Origin of the sequence: Pseudomonas sp. Choline-02u-1 (assembly GCF_002836515.1) — a bacterium.
GTDB lineage: Bacteria > Pseudomonadota > Gammaproteobacteria > Pseudomonadales > Pseudomonadaceae > Aquipseudomonas.
Map to the genome: position 1 here is coordinate 1 of NZ_PJBC01000006.1, position 21,045 is coordinate 21,045.

Consider the following 21,045-nt stretch of genomic DNA (forward strand, 5'->3'; position numbering starts at 1 on the left):
AATCGCCGTCAGCCGGCCGGCGCGAAAGTGATAGAACCGCGCATTTTCCCCGGCCAGCGCGAGAATCAGTTCTTCCGGCTCATCGCCGAGAAAAATCGCCGCCCGCGACAGGCTGTTGTGAATCGCCGGGCGCGCGACATCGGGCAGGGGAAAGCGCGTGCGGCGGTTCTCGTGGTCGATCCAGATCACGCCATCGCCGTCGAAGGCGAGCCGATGCGCCAGCGTATGGCTCCAGCCGAAACCCAGGCCGATGTCGATTTCGACGGCGCTGCTGCGATACAAGCGGGTGAACTCAAAGGGCAACACGCCGTCGAGCACCGCATCGGTGAGCGTCAGCAGTTCTTCGCCGGTGACCATCGACACCGGACAGCCGTTTTTGCAAGTTTTGGGTACGCAGTCGGCGGGGTCGCCGTTGGGGTTTTTTGACTGGTCGGGGACGTCGTCGTGGGGCTCGTGACGCTCAAGGCGCGCCTTGCTTTGGGATTTTTCCCGCGCGAGTGACGCCGGATTCGGCACGCTCAACACCAACGCGTCTGCCTGGCGAATGTTCAGCGGAATCGAAGGTGTCGGCTTCAGCGCAACTTCGCGGGCATGCAACATAAGCGGCTTCAACGTACTCGCGTGCTGCTTGAGTTCCGGCGTTGAAGTGAGTTCAGCCAGTCGCAAGGCTGACGCGGCCAGCCACTCCCGCGCCCGCGGCGACTTGATCTTCGCCAGCACCTTGCTGCTCAGGCGCAGCGATACGCCGGCACCGCCTGCCACGCGCATCAACAGAAAACTGATGAGCAACTCGGTGCGAACTTCGGCCACCACCTCGGCGAGGTATTGCGGCGGCAGCATTTTCAGCCAACTGGTGAACGCGGCCAGATGAATGAACAACAACGGCTCGTCGCTGAGCATCAACAAGGCGTTGGCAATCGCCTCGTTTGAAGCCGCAAGCAGCGCCTCAAGTTCGACCTCGCTCAGATATTCGAGAAGTTTTTCGCTGTGCTCCTGCAGATCGGCGAGGAGAGCAAACAGTTGCTGGATGTCGTCCCAAACCCCGTTCAGGGCTTTTTCCAGACCGCGCCAGTCGGCCCGTTGCAACTGCCCGTAACGATCAAGAAAACCGGCGCTGGAAAACTCCGTCCACTGCGGCTCAAAGCCTGTCCACTCGGCGCGCAGCCAGGTTTCCAGGCCGGCGATGACGCTTTCATAAGAGGCATATAGCGCGCGCACATGGGCGCTGGAAACATCGGGAAAGAAGGTGATGCGATAGCGCTGGCCCCGTTCGCAGTCGGTCACTTGCAGAATTCCGCTCGGGCCGATCGTATGGCGCAGTGGTTCGCCCAAGGTCAGTACGCCGTCGACGTCGCTCAGCACCGGTTCGAGGGTCACGGGGGTGTTGCCGATTGGCACGAAGCGCGCAGCTTCGAACAGATGCACCAGCGTCAGCGGACCGTTGGCCTGACACATGACCACCGATGTACTGACAGGTGCGCGCGAGTTGATCGGCGCGCTTAGTTGCACGTCATTGCCAACCTTGAACACCTGCTCGATGTCCAGCGCCGTCCCGGTCCAGAATTGCTCGGCCCAGACGTCGTAGTTGTTCAGGCAAAGGCGGAACTCATCAATCAGCGCTTCAAAATCTGGCTGCTTGGGATTCAGAGCGGCCACAACCAGCAGTCCGATGCTGTTGTTCAGGGCCAATAGCCGATCGGGTTGAAACATTCGCAGTCGCTCGCGCATATGAAAAAACGGAGCGCGGACTTTGAGGGGGATCAAAGAAGAAAGAAGTCGGGGAAATAGGCGCTGTCTGTAGGAGGTTTCGCTAAATGCGCGAGAGGGGTCAGGCGCGTCGATCGGATTGCCCGTTGCTCAATGTCCATCGGCCTCGCTATGCTGCTGAACCCATTAATCAGATCCGCGCTGCGGCACGTTGCCTGTCGCCCGGGATGTCTTTGTTAACGGATCCGATGATGAATGCACCGCTGAAGACGTTCGGCCCGATCAAGGCCGTGATTTTCGATATGGACGGTTTGCTGCTCGACACTGAGGGCATTTACACCGAGGTCACCTCGCTGATTGCCGGGCGCTACGGGAAAACCTTCGACTGGAGCGTCAAGCAGAACATCATTGGTCGCGGTGCCAATGACCTGGCCAATTACGTGGTGCAGGCGCTGAAGTTACCGATCAGCCCGGAAGAGTTCCTTGAGATCCGCGAACCGCTGATGCGTGAGCGGTTCCCCAAGGCGCAGGCGATGCCGGGTGCCGAAGCGCTGGTGCGGCATCTCAAGGCGCATGACATTCCGATTGCGGTCGGCACCAGTTCGTCGCGCCAGTCGTTCGGGCAGAAAACCACGTTGCACCGTGACTGGTTCGTGCTGTTCGACTTTATCGTCACGGCAGATGATCCGGAAGTTGGCGCGGCCAAACCGGCACCGGATATCTTCCTTACAGCGGCCCGACGTCTGGGCGTCGCGCCCAAGGATTGTCTGGTGTTTGAGGATTCGCCGTTTGGCGTCACTGCGGCGAAAGCCGCAGGCATGACGGCAATCGCCATTCCTGACGCGGCGATGGCCGATGAAAAATATGCCCACGCTGACGGCATTATCCGCTCGCTGAAAGACTTCAGGCCGAGCGTTTTTGGCCTGCCGACGCTGGAATTTACTTGAGCGCTAAATCGCAAAGGCCGCCCTTGCTATAAAGAAGGGCGGCGTTTTTTTGCAGGTCTGTCAGGCGCCGAAACCACCATCGATGGTCAGGCTGGCACCGGTGATGTAACCGGCTTCCGGCCCGGCCAGGTAGGCGACTAAGCTGGCGATTTCATCGGCGGTGCCGTAACGACCCACGGCCATCAACGGGATAAGGCTGTCGGCGAAGTCGCCGTGGGCCGGGTTCATATCGGTGTCGACCGGGCCAGGTTGCACGTTGTTGATGGTGATGCCCCGTGGGCCGAGGTCGCGGGCCAGACCTTTGGTCAGGCCGACCAGCGCTGATTTGCTCATCGCGTAGACGCCGCCACCGCCGAAGGGCATGCGGTCGGCGTTGGTGCTACCGATGTTGATGATTCGCGCGCCTTCGCCCATGTGCTTCGCTGCTTCCTGCGAGGCGATGAATACGCTGCGCACGTTGATGGCCAGCGTCCGATCGAAATCTTCCAGACTGAAGTCTTCCAGTGGCGCGATGGCCAGCACGCCGGCGTTGTTGACCAGAATGTCGAGGCGGCCAAAGGCTTCGACCGTGGCGCTGACGGCGTGGCGGATGGCGTCGGCATCGGCGCTGTCAGCCTTGATCGCCAGGGCTTTGCCGCCGTTGGCAGTGATGCTGTTTTGCAGTTCTTCGGCCTTGCCGGCGGAGCTGACGTAAGTGAAGGCAACAGCAGCGCCTTCAGCAGCCAGGCGGTTGACGATGGCTGCGCCGATGCCGCGCGAACCGCCTTGAATCAGAGCGACTTTGCCGCTGAGGTGTTGAGTGGTCATGTTCGATCTCCAAATGTTCAAGGCGAAATGCCTTGCTGTTGGTGCCGAGTATCGGCGTCGTATCGACCACCGTGTAGACCCTGATTGCTATAGTCTGTGTAAACCAGAAGTTTATAGTGGCGATCATGGAAACGTTCAGCAGTATCGAATGCTTTGTGCGCAGCGCCGAAGTCGGCAGCTTTGCCGAGGCCGCACGGCGCTTGAGTCTGACCCCGGCGGCGGTTGGCAAAAGCGTGGCGAAGCTGGAAGCGCGGCTCGGCGTGCGGCTGTTCCAGCGTAGTACACGCCGGCTGACGCTGACCGAAGCGGGTCAGTTGTTTTTAAGTGAGGTCAGCGCCAGCCTGACCACCATCCAGAATGCCGTGGCCAATCTGGCCAGTGCCGGAGGGCAGCCGGCCGGCACGCTGAAAGTCAGCATGGGTACGGTGTTCGGCCGTCTGTATATCGTGCCGCTGCTGGGTGAGTTCTTGCGGCGTTATCCGGCAATCAACCCGGACTGGCATTTCGATAACCGTCAGGTCGACCTGATCGGGCAGGGTTTCGATGCCGCGATTGGCGGCGGCTTTGAACTGCCACAAGGTGTGGTTGCGCGCAGACTGACGCCGGCGCATCGGGTATTGGTGGCATCGCAGGATTACTTGCACAAACATGCGCCGATCAGCCATCCCGATGACCTCAAGCTGCACGACGGCATTTTGATTCGCTCGCCGCAGACCGGACGTGTGCGTTCGTGGCAACTCACCCACCGCGATCAGCAACACAGCCCGCTGATGCTGCGAGCGCGGATGACCATGAGCGATTCAGAGGCGGCTTGTGCAACGGCGGCGCAAGGGTTGGGCATTGCGCTGGTGAGCATGCCGTTTGCGGTGGGTTATTTGGAGGCGGGAACGTTGCAGCGGGTGCTGCCGGACTGGTTTGTCGATGACGGCAACATTTCGATCTATTACGCCGAGCACAAATTGTTGCCCGGCAAGACGCGGGCGTTTGTGGATTTTGTGATTGAGCAGTTTGCTGAGCAAGGGCTTGGGCGCCGGTTTAGTGCCGTCTGATTGATAGTCGAGACCGAGTTGCGGCCATCGCGGGCTTGCCCGCGATGAACGATAACCTGGTCTATCGAGCAAAGCGCTGCGCCCAGCCAATGATGTTCTTCGGCCGTGGCGTTGCATACGTGCGCACCTTGGACGTCGACAACTTCAAGCGCACCAGTGATTCGGCAATCGTCACCGCCGCCGTCACACCGTCCACTACCGGCACACCCGTGCGCCGGCGAATCTGCTCGTCCAGCCCGGCCATCCCGCCGCAGCCCAGGCAAATCACCTCGGCCTTGTCCTGGGTCACAGCCAGTTCGGCCTGATGCACGATCGCCTCCAGCGCGCGCTGCGGTTCATGTTCCAGTTCCAGAACCGCCAGACCACTGGCGCGCACCGAGGCACAGCGATCCCACAGGCCCGATAGTTTCAGCCGATCCTCGATCAGCGGCACGGTGCGATCCAGCGTGGTCACCACCGAGTAGGCATGGCCGAGAAACATGGCGGTGCTGGCCGCCGCGTCAGTGATGTCCACCACCGGCACGTTGAGCAGTTCCTGTAACCCTTCACGACCATGCTCGCCGTAACCGGCCTGGATTACCGCATCGAACGGTTGATCGTAAGCCATCACCCGGTCCATCACGGCGATGGCGGCGAGGTAGCTTTCGAAATTGCCTTCAATCGATTCGGCGCCGAAGTACGGCGTCAGGCCGACGATTTCCGTACCGGGCGAAGCGACGGTCTGCGCCGAGCGGGCGATGGCGTCGGTGATGGATTCGGTGGTGTTGACGTTGACCACGAGAATACGCATGGAAAATCCTTATTGCGGGCAGTGGTGCGGCCCGAAACCGGGCCGCGAAGGGATTAATGGCTGACGTTATCCACAGCGATGCATTCGCCGCTGACTTCAGCGTAATGCGCTTGGCGTTTGGCGATGATCAGGTAAAGCATGCCGGCGATACCGGCGCCGATCAGCCAGGAGAACGGCGAAACGCTGTGGAAACCGGGCACCAGCGCCAGGACGATGGCGATCAGCGCTGCAGGAATAAACGCCGCCACGGCGCGGAAATTGATACCGCAGCTGTAGTAGTAAGCGCCGTTGGGGTCTTCGCTGTAGAGCTGCGGCACGTTGATCCGGCCTTTGCGGATCAGCCAGTAGTCGACCATGATCACCCCGTACAGTGGGCCGAGCAGGGCGCCGAGTCCTGAGAGGAAGTACACGATCACCAGCGGACTGTTGTAGAGATTCCACGGCAGGATCAGCACAGCGATGGTCGCGCTGATCAGCCCGGCGCGGCGGAACGTCAGGTATTTCGGCGCCAGGTTGCTCAGCACGAAGGCCGGGGCGACGAAGTTGGCCATGATGTTCACCGCGACGGTGACGATCAGAAAGGCCAGGCAGCCGAGCACCAGAAAGAAGGTGTTGGGGATAGAGGCAATGATCTCGGTCGGGCTTTCGATGATTCGCCCGTTGATTTGAAACTGCGCGCCGCAGAGCAGCACGGTAATCGCGGCGAATACCAGAATATTCACCGGCAAGCCCCAGAAGTTTCCCACCTTGATGGTCTTGCGGCACGGCGAAGAACGAGCGAAGTCGCAGAAGTTGAGAATCAGCGTGCCGTAAATTGCCAGCCATAACGCGCCGCCGGCAAAAATATTGCGCCACATCTCGGCGCCGGTCAGCGGCTCGCGGATCGACCAGGCGATGGTCGCGTTGGCCTGGAAATACATCCACCCGGCGAGGGCGGCGACGGTCAGCAGAATCACCGGCCCGGCAAATGCCTCGTAACGGCGCACCATTTCCATGCCGTAGGCGAGGATCGCCAGTTGCACCAGCCAGATCGCCACGAAGCACACCCAGCCCAGGCTCGACAGGCCCAGAATCGAGTTGTGATCGTAATCGGCGAAGCCGGGATGCACAGCGGTGAGCAAAACGCGCAATACCACCGAGGCGAGGTACGTCTGAATACCGAACCAGGCGATGGCGATAACCGCCCTGATCAATGCAGGAATTTGCGCACCGTGGATGCCGAAACTGATCCGGCTGATCACCGGAAACGGCACCCCTGTTTTCTGCCCCATGTACCCGGACAGGTTCATGAAGAAATACACCAGTGCTGCGCCAATCCCCAGCGACAACAGAATCTGCCAGCCGCCCAGGCCCAATGCATACAGACCGATGGCGAACGAGTAGTTGGCGATGTTGTGCACGTCATTCGTCCACAGGGCGAAGATGCTGTACTGACCCCAGCGCCGGCCCTCGGCTTTGGTCGGCGCCAGATCGCTGTTGTGCAGACGCGGGCTCAGTTGCAGCGGCTCGCTCAGTCCGGCATCGGGCAACGGTTGATCAAGCGTGGAGGAGGGCAGATTCAGCGTGATGTTATTCGAAAGACTTGTACGCATTCCGGCAGGCTCCTGACGTTCAACGCCGCGATGACTGTGCATGAGCACTCAGGCTCGACAAATCTTCGTCGCGGCGGTGAAGACATCACTGGTTACGGGGCATCTGCAGCCTGTACGGGATAGGGCGCTTCAGGCTTGCGGATCGAAAGTGTGCATGTTTTGCATTTTTGTATACAAAACATGTATGCGATAAAGCCAGATCTATGCCAGTTGCCGGTCTATCAGCACCCAGGCTCATTTCGAATAGTTATCGACGTGCCATAAGTGGCTGAAAAACTGGCGATATAAATTGATCAGTCGGACAGGAATATTTTTATCGAGGAGATTTTGCGCAGTTGCGAGCCGTAGGCGACTCTGGAGGGGAATGTAACTTTTCAGGGCGTAAAAACGTAAATGCACACATAAATGGCACCAATGGTGACATTCCTGTGTACACATTGATGGGCCGGGCAGATGCCCCCTGTGGGAGCAAGTTTGCTCCCACAGGTATTTACATCACCCGTAAATCAAGCCTTGCTCTTGCTGATGATGTTTCCGGCATGCAGCCCGCATTCTTTCTGCGTGGCTTCTTCCCACCACCAGCGACCTTCGCGCTCGTGCTGGTTTGGCAGCACCGGGCGGGTGCAGGGTTCGCAGCCGATGCTGATGAAACCGCGCTCGTGCAGGCTGTTGTACGGCAACTCAAGCATGCGGATGTAACCCCAGATCTCTTCGCTGGTCATCTGCGCCAACGGGTTGAACTTGTACAGGGTGCGTTCCGGGGTCGAGAAGGCGGTGTCGATTTCCAGCACCGCTACCGCGCTGCGGGTACCCGGGCTCTGGTCGCGGCGCTGGCCGGTGGCCCAGGCTTTGACGCCGGCGAGTTTGCGCCGCAGCGGTTCGATCTTGCGGATACCACAGCATTCGCCGTGGCCGTCGCGGTAGAAGCTGAACAGGCCTTTTTCCTTGACGAACGGTTCAAGTTTCGCGTGGTCCGGCGAGACAATTTCGATGTCGATCTTGTAATGCTCGCGTACCTGCTCGATGAAGCGATAGGTTTCCGGGTGCAGGCGGCCGGTATCGAGACTGAATACTTTGACGTTCTTGTTGAGCTTCCAGGCCATGTCCACCAGCACCACATCCTCGGCGCCGCTGAAAGATATCCACAGCTCATCGCCGAACTCGGCGAAGGCGAGTTTGAGAATGTCTTGCGCGGATTTGTTGGCATAGGTCGTGGCGAGTTCCACGACATCGAACGTTGGGCTCATCAGGCGGCTTCCTACAGGTCAGTGGCGCTCGGGCGCTCTATAGGGGGCCGATGGTAACAAAAAGCTGCCACGCTCGGGGCGCCCTCTGCGTTGCGCACCTCAGATGCAGACGCTAGAGTTCGGCCTCGCTCGACTCAATAATCACTACAAACGGGAGTGTCTTGTGGAAATTGCTTGCCTGGATCTTGAAGGGGTGCTGGTACCGGAAATCTGGATCGCCTTTGCCGAAAAAACCGGAATCGACTCCCTCAAGGCCACCACCCGGGACATTCCCGATTACGACGTCTTGATGAAGCAGCGTCTGCGCATCCTCGATGAGCACGGCCTCAAGCTTTCGGACATTCAGGAAGTGATCGCCACGCTGAAACCGCTGGATGGCGCGGTCGAGTTCGTCAACTGGCTGCGCGAGCGCTTTCAGGTAGTGATTCTCTCGGACACCTTTTATGAATTTTCGCAGCCGCTGATGCGCCAGCTGGGCTTTCCGACGCTGCTTTGTCATCGCTTGATTACTGACGAGAGCGGGCGCGTGACCAGCTATCAGTTGCGTCAAAAAGACCCGAAGCGCCAGTCGGTGCTGGCGTTCAAGAGCCTGTATTACCGGGTGATTGCGGCGGGGGATTCGTACAACGACACGAGCATGTTGGGTGAGGCGGATGCCGGGATTCTGTTCCATGCGCCGGACAATGTGATTCGCGAGTTTCCGCAGTTCCCGGCGGTGCACACCTTTGCCGAGCTGAAGCAGGAATTTCTCAAAGCCTCAAACCGCGATCTCAGCCTGTAAGCCTGGCTACCTGATGATCGTTCCCACGCTCTGCGTGGGAATGCCTCAACGGACGCTCCGCGTTCGGCTTTGGATGGGACGCGGAGCGTCCCGGGCCGCATTCCTTTGCTGCGCGTGGGAACGATCATTCCTCAGAGGTTTTGCAGGGTTTCGAGGAGGATTCTGACTTTGGTCATCGATTCCTGATACTCCGCCTGCCAGTCCGAATCGGCGACGATCCCGCCGCCGCCCCAGCAGCACACCTGTCCATCCTTGACCAACAGACTGCGAATGGCGATGGAACTGTCCATCTCACCGCGCACGTCCAGGTACAGCAACGATCCGCAATACAAACCGCGCCGGGTCGGCTCCAGCTCATCAATGATCTGCATCGCCCGGATTTTCGGTGCGCCAGTAATCGAGCCGCCGGGGAAACTGCCGGCGATCAGGTCCAGCGCATCACGATCCGGCGCCAGTTCACCGGTCACGCTGCTGACCAGGTGATGAACATTGGGATAACTCTCCAGACTGAACAATTCCGGCACCCGCACCGAGCCGATGCGGCAGGTGCGCCCGAGGTCGTTGCGCAGCAGGTCAACGATCATCAGGTTTTCCGCGCGGTCCTTGGGGCTGGCCAGCAGTTCGGCGGCATTGGCTGCGTCTTGGGCTGGCGTCAGGCCACGGGGGCGGGTGCCCTTGATCGGACGGGTTTCGACCTGACGCTGGCTGACTTTGACGAAACGTTCCGGCGACAGGCTCAACACCGCGCCGCCGTCGGGCAGGCTCTGGAAACCGGAGAACGGCGTCGGGCAGGCCTCGCGCAATTTGCAGTAAGCCAGCCATGGATCGCCCTGGCATTCAGCGCGAAAGCGTTGCGCGAAATTGACCTGATAACAGTCGCCGGCCTGGATGTATTCCTGAATGCGTTCGAAGGCCTGACGATAATCGTCGGCCGAGAGATCAGCGGCCATCGGGGCGTTCAGTTTGAAGGGCGCCAGCGCGGCAATTTGAGGCTGAGTGAACAGCGCGACCAGTCGCTGCCGTTCACTGTCAGCAAGCGAAGGATGAAAGACCAATTGGCTGGTTTGCGCGCGGTGATCGCTGATCAGCGCCCAGTCGTACAGGCCAAAACGCGCATCGGGCAGTTGCAGATCATCCCGCGCCTGACTCGGCAGATGTTCCAGATGCCGGCCGAAGTCGTAGCTCAAATAGCCGATCAGTCCGCCGGCGAAGGGTAATTCGTATTCGACCGGCAATTGCGCTTCGCCCAAGCGGCTGAGGTTGTCGCGCAGGCGCTGCAGGAAATGCGCACCGCTTTCGTCCGGCAACACCGCCAGTTGTTCCAGCGGCCAGGCGCTGAGCAAGTCATAACGGCCGCGTTCGGCGCTCGGCCGGCCACTGTCGAGCAGCACGGCTCCCGGGGCATTGCGAATGGCCGCGAAATAGACGGCGGGATTGGCGCGGTAGGGCAGAGGGTGTACGGAGCAGGTCAACATGGGCGGGGCAGATCGGCCGTTGAGGCGGGGTGGGGATTGTAGTCCTCTGCGGGACTTGCTCCTAGAGGCTATGTCGGGGATTGGCAGATTGGCGGCAGGGTTGAGGCTTGTGTTGGCAGGAAGTCCGCCTTCGCGAGCAAGCCCGCTCCCACAGGGAAGTGCATTCCAAAGTGGGAGCGGGCTTGCTCGCGAACGCCGCGACTCGGTTTCGGATCAGCCCTCGACCGCAGGAATATGCCCAAACATTTCCTGGGTAAACGCCACCCGCTCTTCAACCGATTCCTTAACGCCCCGCGCCTTCAGCTCTTCCAGCCGCGCTTCAACCGCATGGGTACGCAAGGTCAGGCCGCAATCGTTGGCGATCTGGATATTCAGCCCCGGCCGCGCATTGAGCTCGAGAATCAGCGGGCCTTTTTCCTGGTCGAGCACCATGTCCACGCCGATATAACCCAGCCCGCACAGCTCATAGCAGCCAGCGGCAAGTTTCATGAAACCGTCCCAGTAGGGCAGTTGCACGCCATCCACGGCGTTGGTGGTGTCGGGGTGTTTGGTGATGATGTTGTTCAGCCAGGTGCCGCGCAGGGTCAGGCCTGTGGCCAGATCGACACCGACGCCGATGGCGCCCTGGTGCAGGTTGGCCTTGCCGCCGGACTGGCGTGTCGGCAGCCGCAGCATTGCCATCACCGGGTAACCCATCAGCACGATGATGCGGATGTCCGGCACGCCCTCGTAGCTGATGCTCTTGAAGATCTGGTCCGGGGTCACGCGGTATTCGATCAGTGCGCGGTCACGGTGGCCGCCCAGCGAGTACAGGCCGGTGAGGATGCTCGAGATGTGATGCTCGAGCTCTTCATGGGCGACGATCTTGCCCGACACCGTGCGATAGCGACCCTCGAAGCGGTCGGCGATGACGATGATGCCGTCACCGCCGGCCCCCTGCGCCGGTTTGATCACAAAATCGTTGCGCCCTCCGATGATCTCGTCGAGCTTGTCGATTTCCTTCTCGGTCGAGATCACCCCGTACAGCTCTGGCACGTGGATGCCGGCGGCGATGGCGCGTTCCTTGGTGAGGATCTTGTCATCGACGATCGGGTACAGGCTGCGCTTGTTGTACTTGAGCACGTAGTCCGCGTTGCGGCGGTTGATGCCCATGATGCCGCGCGCCTCCAGGGCCTTCCAGGTCTTCCAGAAACCGAACATCAGGCGTCAGCCTTCTTCAGGAAAGCCTTGAAACGCACCAGCTCGGTCAGGCGGTAGCCGCGATAGCGACCCATTGCCAGCATGAAGCCGACCAGAATCAGCAGGATTGCCGGGAAGGTGAAGACGAAGTACACCAGCTCTGGCACGGTCATGATCAGGTGCGCCAGGGAGGCGGCGAACAGGGTACCGATCGCGACTTTAAGCGCGTGGTTGGCGCCGCGCTCTTCCCAGGTGATCGACAGGCGTTCGATGGTCATGGTCAGAATCACCATCGGGAACAGCGCCACCGAAAGACCACGCTCAAGGCCAAGCTTGTGGCTGAACAGACTGATCGCTGCAATCAATACCACGACAAACGTCAGCACCACCGAAAGACGCGGCAGCATCTGCAATTTCAGATGTTCGAGATACGAGCGCAGTGACAGCCCCAGTGCGGTAATCACGGTAAACAGCAGAATGCCGAAGCCCAACTGCGTTTCGCGGAAGGCGAGGGCAATCAGCACCGGAGTGAACGTGCCCAGCGTCTGCAGGCCGATCAGGTTGCGCAGGATCAGGATTACCAGCACGCCGATCGGGATCATCACCATGATCATGAAGGTCTGCTGGGTCTGCAGCGGCAGGCCGTACAGCGAGTAATCGAGGAAGTTGGCATCAGTGTTTTCGTCGGTCAGCTTGGCCAGACGAATTGCGTTCATCTCGCTGTTGTTCAGGCTGAAAGTCACATTGGCTTTCTTGCCGCCGTCGACGGTGATCAGGTTTTCGTCGCCGGTCCACCACAGCAGGCGGTCGGTCGGCAGGCCTTGTTCACCGGTTTCCGGATTGAAATACAGCCAGTCGTTGCCGTTGAAACTGCGCAGCCACAGCTCGGGTGTCTGTGGCTGATCGGCGACGAGGCGGATGGTGTGGACTTTTTCTACCGGCACGTGGGCGATGGACAGCAGCAATTCGACGATCTTGGCTTTGTGCGCAGTCGACGGGTCGCCGGCCAGCAGCAATTTCACGTTGTCGTCGTTGAGGTTGTTGACCCGTTTGATCGCCTCGCCAATAAAGGTTTCGACGTCAGCCGAGTGTTGGCGGATCGGCGCGAGCAGGGCTTCGGCGGCGATCTTCTCCGGGCCTTCGATGACCATGCTGTCGCGGAAGGTCGGGCCTTTGACCTTGGATTTTTCTGCGGTGTAGCGCTTGGTCAGCACCAGACGGTAATACAACGTCTGGTTGCCCTTAGCGCGGCGGGCCGACCAGGTCACCTTGCGGTTGCCGTCGACGCGATTGACCGCGACGCCATAGTTATTGGAGATAAAGCTTTCGTTGAGGCTGACGTAATCGCGGCTCAACGGCGGCACGAACATCTGGATCTTCACCGGATCCTTGGTGCTGGCGACGAATTCGACTTTGGCGTCGATGTTCCAGAGGTCGTCGGTGGCGTCTTCGGTCACCGGAATGCCGAGCACGAAAATCTGATAGGCCGTAACCGAAACGCCCAGCAGCACCAGCACGGCGATCAGGATTTTCAGGTGGAAGGTTAGAGAACGCATGGAAATTACCCGGCGGTATGAGCGGCGATGGTGCAGGCAGGTTTGCCGGCAGCGTATTTAAGACTGGGGTCGACCAGCGCGTCGAAGCGTTTCAGCGCCTCGGAGCCGATCAAGAGCGGATATTGGAACGCACTTCGGTCGGTGAGGTTCACTTCGATGCTGCGCAATGCCGAACCCATGCAGATATCCAGCTCGATCACCGGACGGGCGGTGTACTGCTTGCCTTCTTCCGGGTCGTAGTCGCCGGCGCGGCGCTTGATCTTGCTGACCCGCGCCAGCGGCCGTTCGATGGGGTGCGAATGCGCGGCGTCGATCGCCAGGTAGAAACGTACCCAGGACTCACCGTTGCGTTTGAAGCGTTTGATGTCGCGAGCGCTCAGCGAGGCGGTCTTCGCCCCGGTGTCCAGTTTGGCCGCGACTTCGAGATTGATGCCGTCAAGCGAAGCGTATTCGTTGAGGCCGTACACGGTTTTTTCCCCCGCGGCGGCGAGGCCGGGCAGGCAAAACAGAGCAAAAAAGGTGGGGAAAGGCTTGAGTCTCATAAATCCTGGTGCGCAGCGTTCCGTTATCGGTTCAGGTGCCCGCACAACCGTGCGCAAGCCCCCGCGTGTGCTTATCAGCTTTTTATGGCAAGCCGTACAAAGACCCGCAAATGCGGGCGGCATTCTAGCACGGTGGTTTTATGGCGCCAGCGCTTGGGGCGGCCAGCAAAAAGCAAGAGATCGCAGCCTTCGGCAGCTCCTGCAAGGGATTTGCATACCTCCTGTAGGAGCTGTCGGAGGCTCGGGCCGCGATCGGACGATCTTTTTTAGGTTATTAGACGATTGTCGACAATACCTATTTATCCTTTGACTGATGCGGTCTTATTGGCTAGTTTTTGCGGCATTGGATTTGAAGGTGTCGACAATCATGCTGGATCAGCTCGATTCCCCGGTCATCAGCGGCGACGATTCCGAGACGCTGTCGGAAAATGTCTTCCGGCGCATCCAGGCCGCTATCGTCAAAGGCGAGATCGCCCCGGGCAGCAAGATCTCCGAGCCGGAACTGGCGCGTACCTATGGCATCAGCCGCGGTCCGCTGCGAGAGGCGATCCATCGTCTGGAAGGCCAGCGCCTGCTGGTGCGTGTACCGCATGTCGGTGCGCGGGTGGTGTCGCTCAGCCATGCCGAATTGATCGAACTCTACGAAATCCGTGAATCCCTTGAAGGCATGGCCTGCCGCCTCGCCGCCGAGCGCATGAGCGTCGCGGAGATCGACGAGTTGCGCCGGGTCCTGGAAACCCATGAGCGCGATGCGGCGTTTCAGGCAGGCGTCGGTTACTACCAGCAGGAAGGCGATTTCGACTTCCACTACCGAATCATCCAGGGCAGCGGCAATCGCACACTGACGCAGATGCTCTGCGGCGAGCTCTATCAACTGGTGCGCATGTATCGCATCCAGTTTTCCACTACGCCCAATCGCCCGCACCAGGCCTTTGCCGAACACCACCGCATTCTCGATGCCATCGCCGACCGTGACGGCGAGCTCGCAGAACTGTTGATGCGCCGCCACATCGGCGCCTCGAAACGCAACATCGCCCGTCACTACGAGGACGGCGCCCACAACCAGACAGCCACTGAACGAGGTGATGCATGACTTCCAACCTGAACACGCCGGGCCAGCGCTTCCGCGATGCGGTCGCCAGCGAGCATCCTTTGCAAGTGGTCGGCGCGATCAACGCCAACCACGCGCTACTGGCCAAGCGCGCCGGTTTCAAGGCGATCTACCTGTCCGGTGGCGGCGTGGCCGCAGGCTCGCTCGGCGTGCCGGACCTGGGGATCACCGGTCTGGATGACGTGCTGACCGATGTGCGCCGCATCACCGACGTCTGCGATCTGCCGCTGCTGGTCGATGTGGATACCGGTTTCGGTTCCTCGGCGTTCAACGTCGCGCGCACTGTCAAATCGATGATCAAGTTCGGCGCGGCGGCGATCCACATCGAGGATCAGGTCGGCGCCAAGCGCTGCGGCCATCGCCCCAATAAAGAAATCGTCAGCCAGCAGGAAATGGTCGATCGCATCAAAGCCGCCGTCGATGCACGCACCGACGACAGCTTCGTGATCATGGCGCGCACCGATGCGCTGGCAGTCGAAGGGCTGGAATCGGCACTGGATCGCGCCGCCGCGTGCATCGAGGCCGGTGCCGACATGATTTTCCCCGAAGCCATTACCGAGCTGGACATGTACAAGCTGTTCGCCAACCGCGTGAAAGCGCCGATCCTGGCCAATATCACCGAATTCGGCGCAACGCCGCTGTACACCACCGAGCAACTGGCCGCTGCCGATGTGTCGCTGGTGCTGTACCCGTTGTCGGCGTTCCGCGCGATGAACAAGGCTGCGGAAAACGTCTACACCGCGATCCGCCGCGACGGCACGCAACAGAATGTCATCGACACCATGCAGACTCGCATGGAGCTCTACGATCGTATCGACTACCACACGTTCGAACAGAAGCTCGATGCGTTGTTTGCTGCGAAAAAATGAAGATCAAGAGATCGCAGCCTGCGGCAGCTTCTACATGAACCGCATTCCCCTGTAGGAGCTGACGAGTGCAACGAGGCTGCGATCTTTTTGCCGCACTCCCTAACAAATTCAAGATTGGAGGCAACAATGGCCGAAGCAAAAGTACTCAGTGGCGCCGGGCTCCGGGGTCAGGTCGCCGGGCAAACCGCACTGTCCACCGTGGGCCAGGCCGGTGCCGGGCTGACCTATCGCGGCTACGACGTGCGTGAACTGGCCGCCGACGCGCAATTTGAAGAAGTCGCCTATCTGCTGCTGTACGGCGAACTGCCGACCCAGGCGCAGCTCGCCGATTACCAGCAAAAATTGAGCACGCTACGCGATCTGCCGCAACCGCTTAAAGAAGTGCTCGAACGCATTCCGGCCGACGCGCATCCGATGGACGTGATGCGCACCGGTTGCTCGTTCCTCGGCAACATCGAGCCGGAAAAAGACTTCTCCGAGCAGCGTGACAAGACCGATCGTCTGCTCGCCGCGTTCCCGGCGATCATGTGCTACTGGTATCGCTTCAGCCACGACGGCAAACGCATCGACTGCGTCAGCGACGAACCGACCATTGGCGGCCACTTCCTGCATTTGCTGCACGGCAAGAAACCGAGCGAGCTGCACGTCAAAGTCATGAACGTGTCGCTGATCCTTTACGCCGAACACGAATTCAATGCCTCGACGTTCACGGCACGCGTTTGTGCCTCGACTCTGTCCGATTTGTACTCCTGCGTAACGGCGGCGATCGGTTCGCTGCGCGGTCCGTTGCACGGCGGCGCCAACGAAGCGGCGATGGAAATGATCGAGCGCTTTTCATCGCCGGAAGAGGCGGTCAAAGGCACCCTCGGCATGCTCGAGCGCAAGGACAAGATCATGGGCTTCGGCCACGCGATCTATAAGGACAGCGACCCGCGCAACGAGGTGATCAAGGGCTGGTCGAAAAAACTCGCTGACGAGGTCGGCGACACGGTGCTGTTCCCGGTTTCCGAGGCCATCGACAAGACCATGTGGGAGCAGAAAAAGCTGTTCCCCAACGCCGACTTCTACCATGCCTCGGCGTATCACTTCATGGGCATCCCGACCAAGCTGTTCACACCGATCTTCGTCTGCTCGCGCCTGACCGGCTGGGCCGCGCACGTGTTCGAACAACGCGCCAACAACCGCATCATCCGCCCAAGCGCCGAGTACACCGGCGTCGAACAGCGCAAGTTCGTGCCAATCGAACGTCGCTGAAATGGTGAGCTGACCCGAGTACACGCAGACCCATGTAGGAGCTGCCGAAGGCTGCGATCTTTTGACTTTGATTTTCCAGAAGCAAGATCAAAAGATCGCAGCCTTCGGCAGCTCCTACAAGGGGCGGTGTGACCCTTAAGGTCGGTGTAACGCCCATCACTTGTAATCACCGTGACCCGAGTCCTGACCCGATGAACACAGAATTGCGCAAGAACCTGCCCGGCACGCCGCTGGACTACTTCGACACTCGCGCGGCGGTCGAGGCGATTGCGCCCGGCAGCTACGACACCCTGCCGTATACCTCCCGCGTGCTGGCGGAAAACCTCGTGCGGCGCTGCGACCCGGCCACGCTGACCGATTCGCTCAAGCAACTGATCGAACGCAAGCGCGATCTGGATTTCCCGTGGTTCCCGGCGCGGGTGGTTTGCCATGACATCCTCGGCCAGACCGCGCTGGTCGACCTCGCCGGCCTGCGTGACGCCATCGCTTTGCAGGGCGGCGACCCGGCTCAAGTCAACCCGGTAGTGCCGACGCAACTGATCGTGGACCACTCGCTGGCCGTCGAGGCGGGCGGTTTCGATGCTCAGGCGTTCGAAAAGAACCGCGCCATCGAAGACCGCCGCAACGAAGACCGTTTCCACTTCATCAACTGGACCAAGAAGGCCTTCAAGAACGTCGACGTGATCCCGCCGGGCAACGGCATCATGCACCAGATCAACCTGGAGAAAATGTCGCCGGTGATTCAGGTGCGCGAAGGCGTGGCCTTCCCCGACACCTGCGTCGGCACCGACAGCCACACCCCGCACGTCGATGCGCTGGGCGTGATCGCCATCGGCGTCGGCGGCCTCGAAGCCGAGAGCGTGATGCTCGGCCGCGCGTCGTGGATGCGCCTGCCGGAAAGCGTCGGCGTCGAACTGACCGGCAAGCTGCAACCGGGCATCACCGCCACCGACATGGTCCTGGCGCTGACCGAATACCTGCGCAAGCAGAAAGTTGTTGGCGCCTGGCTGGAGTTCTTCGGCGAAGGCGCCGCGGCGCTGACCCTCGGCGACCGTGCGACCATCTCCAACATGGCTCCGGAGTACGGGGCTACGGCGGCGATGTTCTACATCGATCAGCAGACCATCGATTACCTGAAACTGACCGGTCGTGAAGATCAGCAGGTTCAATTGGTCGAGCAGTACGCCAAGCTCACCGGCCTGTGGGCCGACAGCCTGAAAGGTGCGCAATACGAGCGCGGCCTGACCTTCGACCTGTCTTCGGTGGTGCGCAACATGGCCGGCCCGAGCAATCCGCACGCCCGCGTTGCGGTATCGGATCTGGCCGCCAAAGGCATTTCCGGGCAGTGGGATGACGTGCCGGGGCAAATGCCTGACGGCGCGGTGATCATTGCCGCCATCACCAGTTGCACCAACACCAGCAACCCGCGCAACGTCATCGCTGCAGGTCTCTTGGCGCGCAATGCCAACAAGCTTGGCCTGACGCGCAAGCCGTGGGTGAAATCGTCGCTGGCGCCTGGCTCGAAAACCGTGGCGCTGTACCTCGACGAAGCGGGGCTGACCACTGAATTGGAGCAGCTCGGCTTTGGCGTTGTGGCGTTCGCTTGCACCACTTGCAACGGCATGTCCGGCGCCCTCGACCCGGTCATCCAGCAAGAGATCATCGACCGTGATCTGTATGCGACCGCCGTGCTTTCCGGCAACCGCAACTTCGACGGTCGTATTCACCCCTACGCCAAGCAGGCATTCCTCGCTTCGCCGCCGCTTGTGGTCGCTTATGCCATCGCCGGGACCATCCGTTTCGATATCGAGAAAGACGTGCTGGGCGTGGTCGATGGCAAGGAAATCCGCCTGAAAGACATCTGGCCGAGCGACGAAGAAATCGATGCGGTGGTGAAGTCTTCGGTCAAGCCTGAGCAGTTCCGTCAGGTCTACATTCCGATGTTCGCCGTGCATGAAGATACCGGGCCGAAAGTCGCGCCGTTGTACGACTGGCGCGAGATGAGCACCTACATCCGACGTCCGCCGTACTGGGAAGGTGCGCTGGCTGGCGCCCGTCCGCTCAAGGGCATGCGCCCGCTGGCGGTGCTGCCGGACAACATCACCACCGATCACCTGTCGCCGTCGAACGCGATCATGCTCGACAGCGCCGCCGGCGAATACCTGGCGAAAATGGGCCTGCCTGAAGAGGACTTCAACTCCTACGCCACCCACCGTGGCGACCACCTGACCGCGCAGCGCGCAACGTTTGCCAACCCGAAACTGTTCAATGAAATGGTCGTGGAAAACGGCCAGGTCAAACAGGGTTCGCTGGCCCGCGTCGAGCCGGAAGGCAAAGTGATGCGCATGTGGGAGGCCATCGAAACCTATATGGAACGCAAGCAGCCGCTGATCATCATTGCCGGCGCCGATTACGGTCAGGGTTCGTCCCGCGACTGGGCGGCGAAAGGCGTGCGGCTGGCCGGTGTCGAGGCGATTGCCGCCGAAGGCTTCGAGCGCATCCATCGCACCAACCTGGTGGGCATGGGCGTGTTGCCGCTGGAGTTCAAACCCGGCACCAACCGCCACACACTGGCCATTGATGGCAGCGAAACCTATGACGTGATCGGCGAGCGCAAACCGCGCGCGGACCTGACGCTAGTGATCAACCGCAAGAATGGAGAGCGTATCGAAGTGCCGGTGACCTGTCGTCTCGATACCGCTGAAGAAGTGTCGATCTACGAAGCCGGCGGCGTATTGCAGCGCTTCGCTCAGGACTTCCTTGAAGGGTCGGCGGTGGCTGTTTAAATCGGTTCAGCGGCCAGAGATGAGTTTTTGGCCGCTTTGAAGGAGCAATCATGGCTCACGCACCACAGATCAAAATCCCTGCCACCTATATGCGCGGCGGCACCAGCAAAGGCGTGTTTTTCAGCCTCACCGACCTGCCCGAAGCAGCGCAGGTGCCTGGCCCCGCTCGCGACGCATTGCTGCTGCGGGTCATCGGCAGCCCCGATCCGTATGACAAGCAAATCGACGGCATGGGGGGCGCGACGTCGAGCACCAGCAAAACCGTGATCCTGTCGAAAAGCACCCGCGCCGATCACGACGTCGATTACCTGTTCGGCCAAGTGTCCATCGACAAGCCGTTCGTCGACTGGAGCGGCAACTGCGGCAACCTCTCGGCGGCGGTCGGTTCGTTCGCCATCAGCAACGGTCTGGTCGATGCCAGCCGCATTCCGAACAACGGCGTGGCGGTGGTGCGCGTGTGGCAGGCCAACATCGGCAAGACCATCATCGCCCATGTGCCGATCACCAACGGCGAAGTGCAGGAAACCGGTGATTTCGAACTCGACGGCGTGACCTTTCCGGCGGCCGAAGTGCAGGTCGAATTCATGGATCCGGCGGCGGAAGAAGAGGGCGGGGGTGGCTCGATGTTCCCTACCGGCAATCTGGTTGATGAGCTGGAAGTACCGGGTGTCGGCACGTTCAAGGCGACCATGATCAATGCCGGGATTCCAACGATTTTCGTCAACGCCCAAGACATCGGTTACACCGGCACCGAACTGCAGGGTGCGATCAATGGCGACCCGAAAGCGCTGCTGATGTTCGAGACGATTCGTGCCTACGGCGCGGTGCGCATGGGCCTGATCGCCAATCTGGAAGATGCTGCCAAACGTCAGCACACGCCAAAAGTTGCGTTTGTGGCCAAGCCTGCGGATTACGTCGCGTCGAGCGGTAAAGCGATTGCCGCCGGTGATGTGGATCTGCTGGTGCGGGCGTTGTCGATGGGCAAGCTGCACCACGCAATGATGGGCACGGCGGCGGTGGCGATTGGTACGGCAGCGGCGATTTCCGGCACGCTGGTCAATCTTGCTGCGGGTGGCGTCGAGCGCAATGCGGTGCGTTTCGGACATCCGTCGGGGACATTGCGCGTGGGCGCCGAGGCGACGCTGGAGAATGGCGAGTGGGTGGTGAAGAAAGCCATCATGAGCCGCAGTGCACGGGTACTCATGGAAGGTTACGTGCGCGTGCCCGGAGATTCTTTCTGACATTACACAAAACCAGGTAGGAGCTGCCGAAGGCTGCGATCTTTTGATCTTGATCGCGAAAAAACAGAATCAAAAGATCGCAGCCTTCGGCAGCTCCTACAGGAGTGAATCG

At 60.4% G+C, this 21,045-nt stretch carries 17 protein-coding genes; 8 read left to right on the top strand and 9 right to left on the bottom strand.

Features of this window, described 5'->3' with window-relative positions:
• Positions 1–1,710, bottom strand: a 1,710-nt coding sequence (locus tag CXF97_RS06425) for a DUF6531 domain-containing protein (protein ID WP_256589715.1), incomplete at its 3' end; no start/stop codon positions are given.
• 248 nt (positions 1,711–1,958) lie between these two features.
• Between CXF97_RS06425 and CXF97_RS06430 the strand changes: the two genes are divergently transcribed.
• On the top strand, positions 1,959–2,654 hold the full coding sequence (locus tag CXF97_RS06430; protein WP_101157281.1) for an HAD-IA family hydrolase: 696 nt from the start codon (positions 1,959–1,961) through the stop codon (positions 2,652–2,654).
• Between the two features lie 60 nt (positions 2,655–2,714).
• Here CXF97_RS06430 and CXF97_RS06435 read toward each other — a convergent pair whose 3' ends face one another.
• Positions 2,715–3,461: a 3-oxoacyl-ACP reductase family protein gene (locus CXF97_RS06435; protein ID WP_101157283.1), complete on the bottom strand. Its 747-nt coding sequence runs from the start codon at positions 3,459–3,461 to the stop codon at positions 2,715–2,717.
• 125 nt (positions 3,462–3,586) lie between these two features.
• Between CXF97_RS06435 and CXF97_RS06440 the strand changes: the two genes are divergently transcribed.
• Positions 3,587–4,510 (top strand): LysR family transcriptional regulator, encoded by a 924-nt coding sequence (locus CXF97_RS06440; protein WP_101157397.1) that lies wholly within the window; start codon positions 3,587–3,589, stop codon positions 4,508–4,510.
• A 61-nt stretch (positions 4,511–4,571) separates the two neighbouring features.
• Here the strand turns inward: CXF97_RS06440 and CXF97_RS06445 are convergent, their stop codons facing one another.
• The 3 genes from CXF97_RS06445 to CXF97_RS06455 all read right to left on the bottom strand — a co-directional run bounded on the left by CXF97_RS06445 (position 4,572) and on the right by CXF97_RS06455 (position 8,139).
• Positions 4,572–5,300 (bottom strand): aspartate/glutamate racemase family protein, encoded by a 729-nt coding sequence (locus CXF97_RS06445; RefSeq protein WP_101157284.1) that lies wholly within the window; start codon positions 5,298–5,300, stop codon positions 4,572–4,574.
• 53 nt (positions 5,301–5,353) lie between these two features.
• Positions 5,354–6,892: an NCS1 family nucleobase:cation symporter-1 gene (locus CXF97_RS06450; RefSeq protein ID WP_101157286.1), complete on the bottom strand. Its 1,539-nt coding sequence runs from the start codon at positions 6,890–6,892 to the stop codon at positions 5,354–5,356.
• Positions 6,893–7,398: 506 nt separating this feature from the next.
• A complete protein-coding gene (locus CXF97_RS06455) occupies positions 7,399–8,139 on the bottom strand; it encodes a phosphoadenylyl-sulfate reductase (protein ID WP_093103105.1) in 741 nt (246 codons plus the stop codon).
• A 163-nt stretch (positions 8,140–8,302) separates the two neighbouring features.
• Here CXF97_RS06455 and thrH point away from each other — a divergent pair, with 163 nt between their 5' ends.
• Positions 8,303–8,920, top strand: a complete 618-nt coding sequence (gene thrH / locus CXF97_RS06460; RefSeq protein ID WP_101157288.1) for a bifunctional phosphoserine phosphatase/homoserine phosphotransferase ThrH — start codon at positions 8,303–8,305, stop codon at positions 8,918–8,920.
• Positions 8,921–9,051: 131 nt separating this feature from the next.
• On the opposite strand, the gene pabB is transcribed toward thrH, so the two are convergent.
• From pabB to CXF97_RS06480, 4 genes are all read right to left on the bottom strand, one after another.
• Entirely contained in the window at positions 9,052–10,395 is a 1,344-nt protein-coding gene (pabB, locus tag CXF97_RS06465; protein WP_101157289.1) for an aminodeoxychorismate synthase component I, read from the bottom strand.
• A 213-nt stretch (positions 10,396–10,608) separates the two neighbouring features.
• The gene (locus CXF97_RS06470) at positions 10,609–11,595 is read right to left on the bottom strand and encodes an alpha-L-glutamate ligase-like protein (RefSeq protein WP_101157291.1); all 987 of its coding nucleotides are present in this window, start codon (positions 11,593–11,595) and stop codon (positions 10,609–10,611) included.
• Positions 11,595–13,130, bottom strand: coding sequence for an inactive transglutaminase family protein (locus CXF97_RS06475; protein ID WP_101157293.1), 1,536 nt, complete (start codon positions 13,128–13,130; stop codon positions 11,595–11,597). The genes CXF97_RS06470 and CXF97_RS06475 overlap by 1 nt, the downstream gene beginning before the upstream one ends.
• A 5-nt stretch (positions 13,131–13,135) precedes the next feature.
• Positions 13,136–13,672 carry an ATP-dependent zinc protease gene (locus CXF97_RS06480; RefSeq protein WP_101157295.1) on the bottom strand — a complete coding sequence of 179 codons (537 nt, stop codon included), beginning with the start codon at positions 13,670–13,672 and terminating at the stop codon, positions 13,136–13,138.
• A 367-nt stretch (positions 13,673–14,039) separates the two neighbouring features.
• Between CXF97_RS06480 and CXF97_RS06485 the strand changes: the two genes are divergently transcribed.
• The 5 genes from CXF97_RS06485 (at position 14,040) to prpF (ending at position 20,933) form a co-directional block, all read left to right on the top strand.
• Positions 14,040–14,765 (top strand): GntR family transcriptional regulator, encoded by a 726-nt coding sequence (locus CXF97_RS06485; protein WP_101157297.1) that lies wholly within the window; start codon positions 14,040–14,042, stop codon positions 14,763–14,765.
• Positions 14,762–15,652, top strand: a complete 891-nt coding sequence (gene prpB / locus CXF97_RS06490; protein WP_101157299.1) for a methylisocitrate lyase — start codon at positions 14,762–14,764, stop codon at positions 15,650–15,652. The genes CXF97_RS06485 and prpB overlap by 4 nt, the downstream gene beginning before the upstream one ends.
• A 126-nt stretch (positions 15,653–15,778) precedes the next feature.
• On the top strand, positions 15,779–16,906 hold the full coding sequence (gene prpC, locus CXF97_RS06495; protein ID WP_101157300.1) for a 2-methylcitrate synthase: 1,128 nt from the start codon (positions 15,779–15,781) through the stop codon (positions 16,904–16,906).
• Between the two features lie 191 nt (positions 16,907–17,097).
• Positions 17,098–19,692, top strand: a complete 2,595-nt coding sequence (acnD, locus tag CXF97_RS06500) for a Fe/S-dependent 2-methylisocitrate dehydratase AcnD (RefSeq protein WP_101157302.1) — start codon at positions 17,098–17,100, stop codon at positions 19,690–19,692.
• Positions 19,693–19,742: 50 nt separating this feature from the next.
• Entirely contained in the window at positions 19,743–20,933 is a 1,191-nt protein-coding gene (gene prpF, locus CXF97_RS06505) for a 2-methylaconitate cis-trans isomerase PrpF (RefSeq protein ID WP_101157304.1), read from the top strand.
• The last annotated feature ends 112 nt before the right edge of the window (positions 20,934–21,045 follow it).

What these genes read in the sequence shown, in the direction of transcription:
- prpC (WP_101157300.1), top strand. Translation starts at nt 15,779, where the DNA reads ATGGCCGAAGCAAAAGTACTCAGTGGCGCCGGGCTCCGGGGTCAGGTC.
- CXF97_RS06445 (WP_101157284.1), bottom strand. Translation starts at nt 5,300, where the DNA reads ATGCGTATTCTCGTGGTCAACGTCAACACCACCGAATCCATCACCGAC.
- prpF (WP_101157304.1), top strand. Translation starts at nt 19,743, where the DNA reads ATGGCTCACGCACCACAGATCAAAATCCCTGCCACCTATATGCGCGGC.
- prpB (WP_101157299.1), top strand. Translation starts at nt 14,762, where the DNA reads ATGACTTCCAACCTGAACACGCCGGGCCAGCGCTTCCGCGATGCGGTC.
- CXF97_RS06435 (WP_101157283.1), bottom strand. Translation starts at nt 3,461, where the DNA reads ATGACCACTCAACACCTCAGCGGCAAAGTCGCTCTGATTCAAGGCGGT.
- CXF97_RS06475 (WP_101157293.1), bottom strand. Translation starts at nt 13,130, where the DNA reads ATGCGTTCTCTAACCTTCCACCTGAAAATCCTGATCGCCGTGCTGGTG.
- CXF97_RS06450 (WP_101157286.1), bottom strand. Translation starts at nt 6,892, where the DNA reads ATGCGTACAAGTCTTTCGAATAACATCACGCTGAATCTGCCCTCCTCC.
- CXF97_RS06485 (WP_101157297.1), top strand. Translation starts at nt 14,040, where the DNA reads ATGCTGGATCAGCTCGATTCCCCGGTCATCAGCGGCGACGATTCCGAG.
- CXF97_RS06430 (WP_101157281.1), top strand. Translation starts at nt 1,959, where the DNA reads ATGAATGCACCGCTGAAGACGTTCGGCCCGATCAAGGCCGTGATTTTC.
- acnD (WP_101157302.1), top strand. Translation starts at nt 17,098, where the DNA reads ATGAACACAGAATTGCGCAAGAACCTGCCCGGCACGCCGCTGGACTAC.
- CXF97_RS06440 (WP_101157397.1), top strand. Translation starts at nt 3,587, where the DNA reads ATGGAAACGTTCAGCAGTATCGAATGCTTTGTGCGCAGCGCCGAAGTC.
- CXF97_RS06470 (WP_101157291.1), bottom strand. Translation starts at nt 11,595, where the DNA reads ATGTTCGGTTTCTGGAAGACCTGGAAGGCCCTGGAGGCGCGCGGCATC.
- pabB (WP_101157289.1), bottom strand. Translation starts at nt 10,395, where the DNA reads ATGTTGACCTGCTCCGTACACCCTCTGCCCTACCGCGCCAATCCCGCC.
- CXF97_RS06455 (WP_093103105.1), bottom strand. Translation starts at nt 8,139, where the DNA reads ATGAGCCCAACGTTCGATGTCGTGGAACTCGCCACGACCTATGCCAAC.
- CXF97_RS06480 (WP_101157295.1), bottom strand. Translation starts at nt 13,672, where the DNA reads ATGAGACTCAAGCCTTTCCCCACCTTTTTTGCTCTGTTTTGCCTGCCC.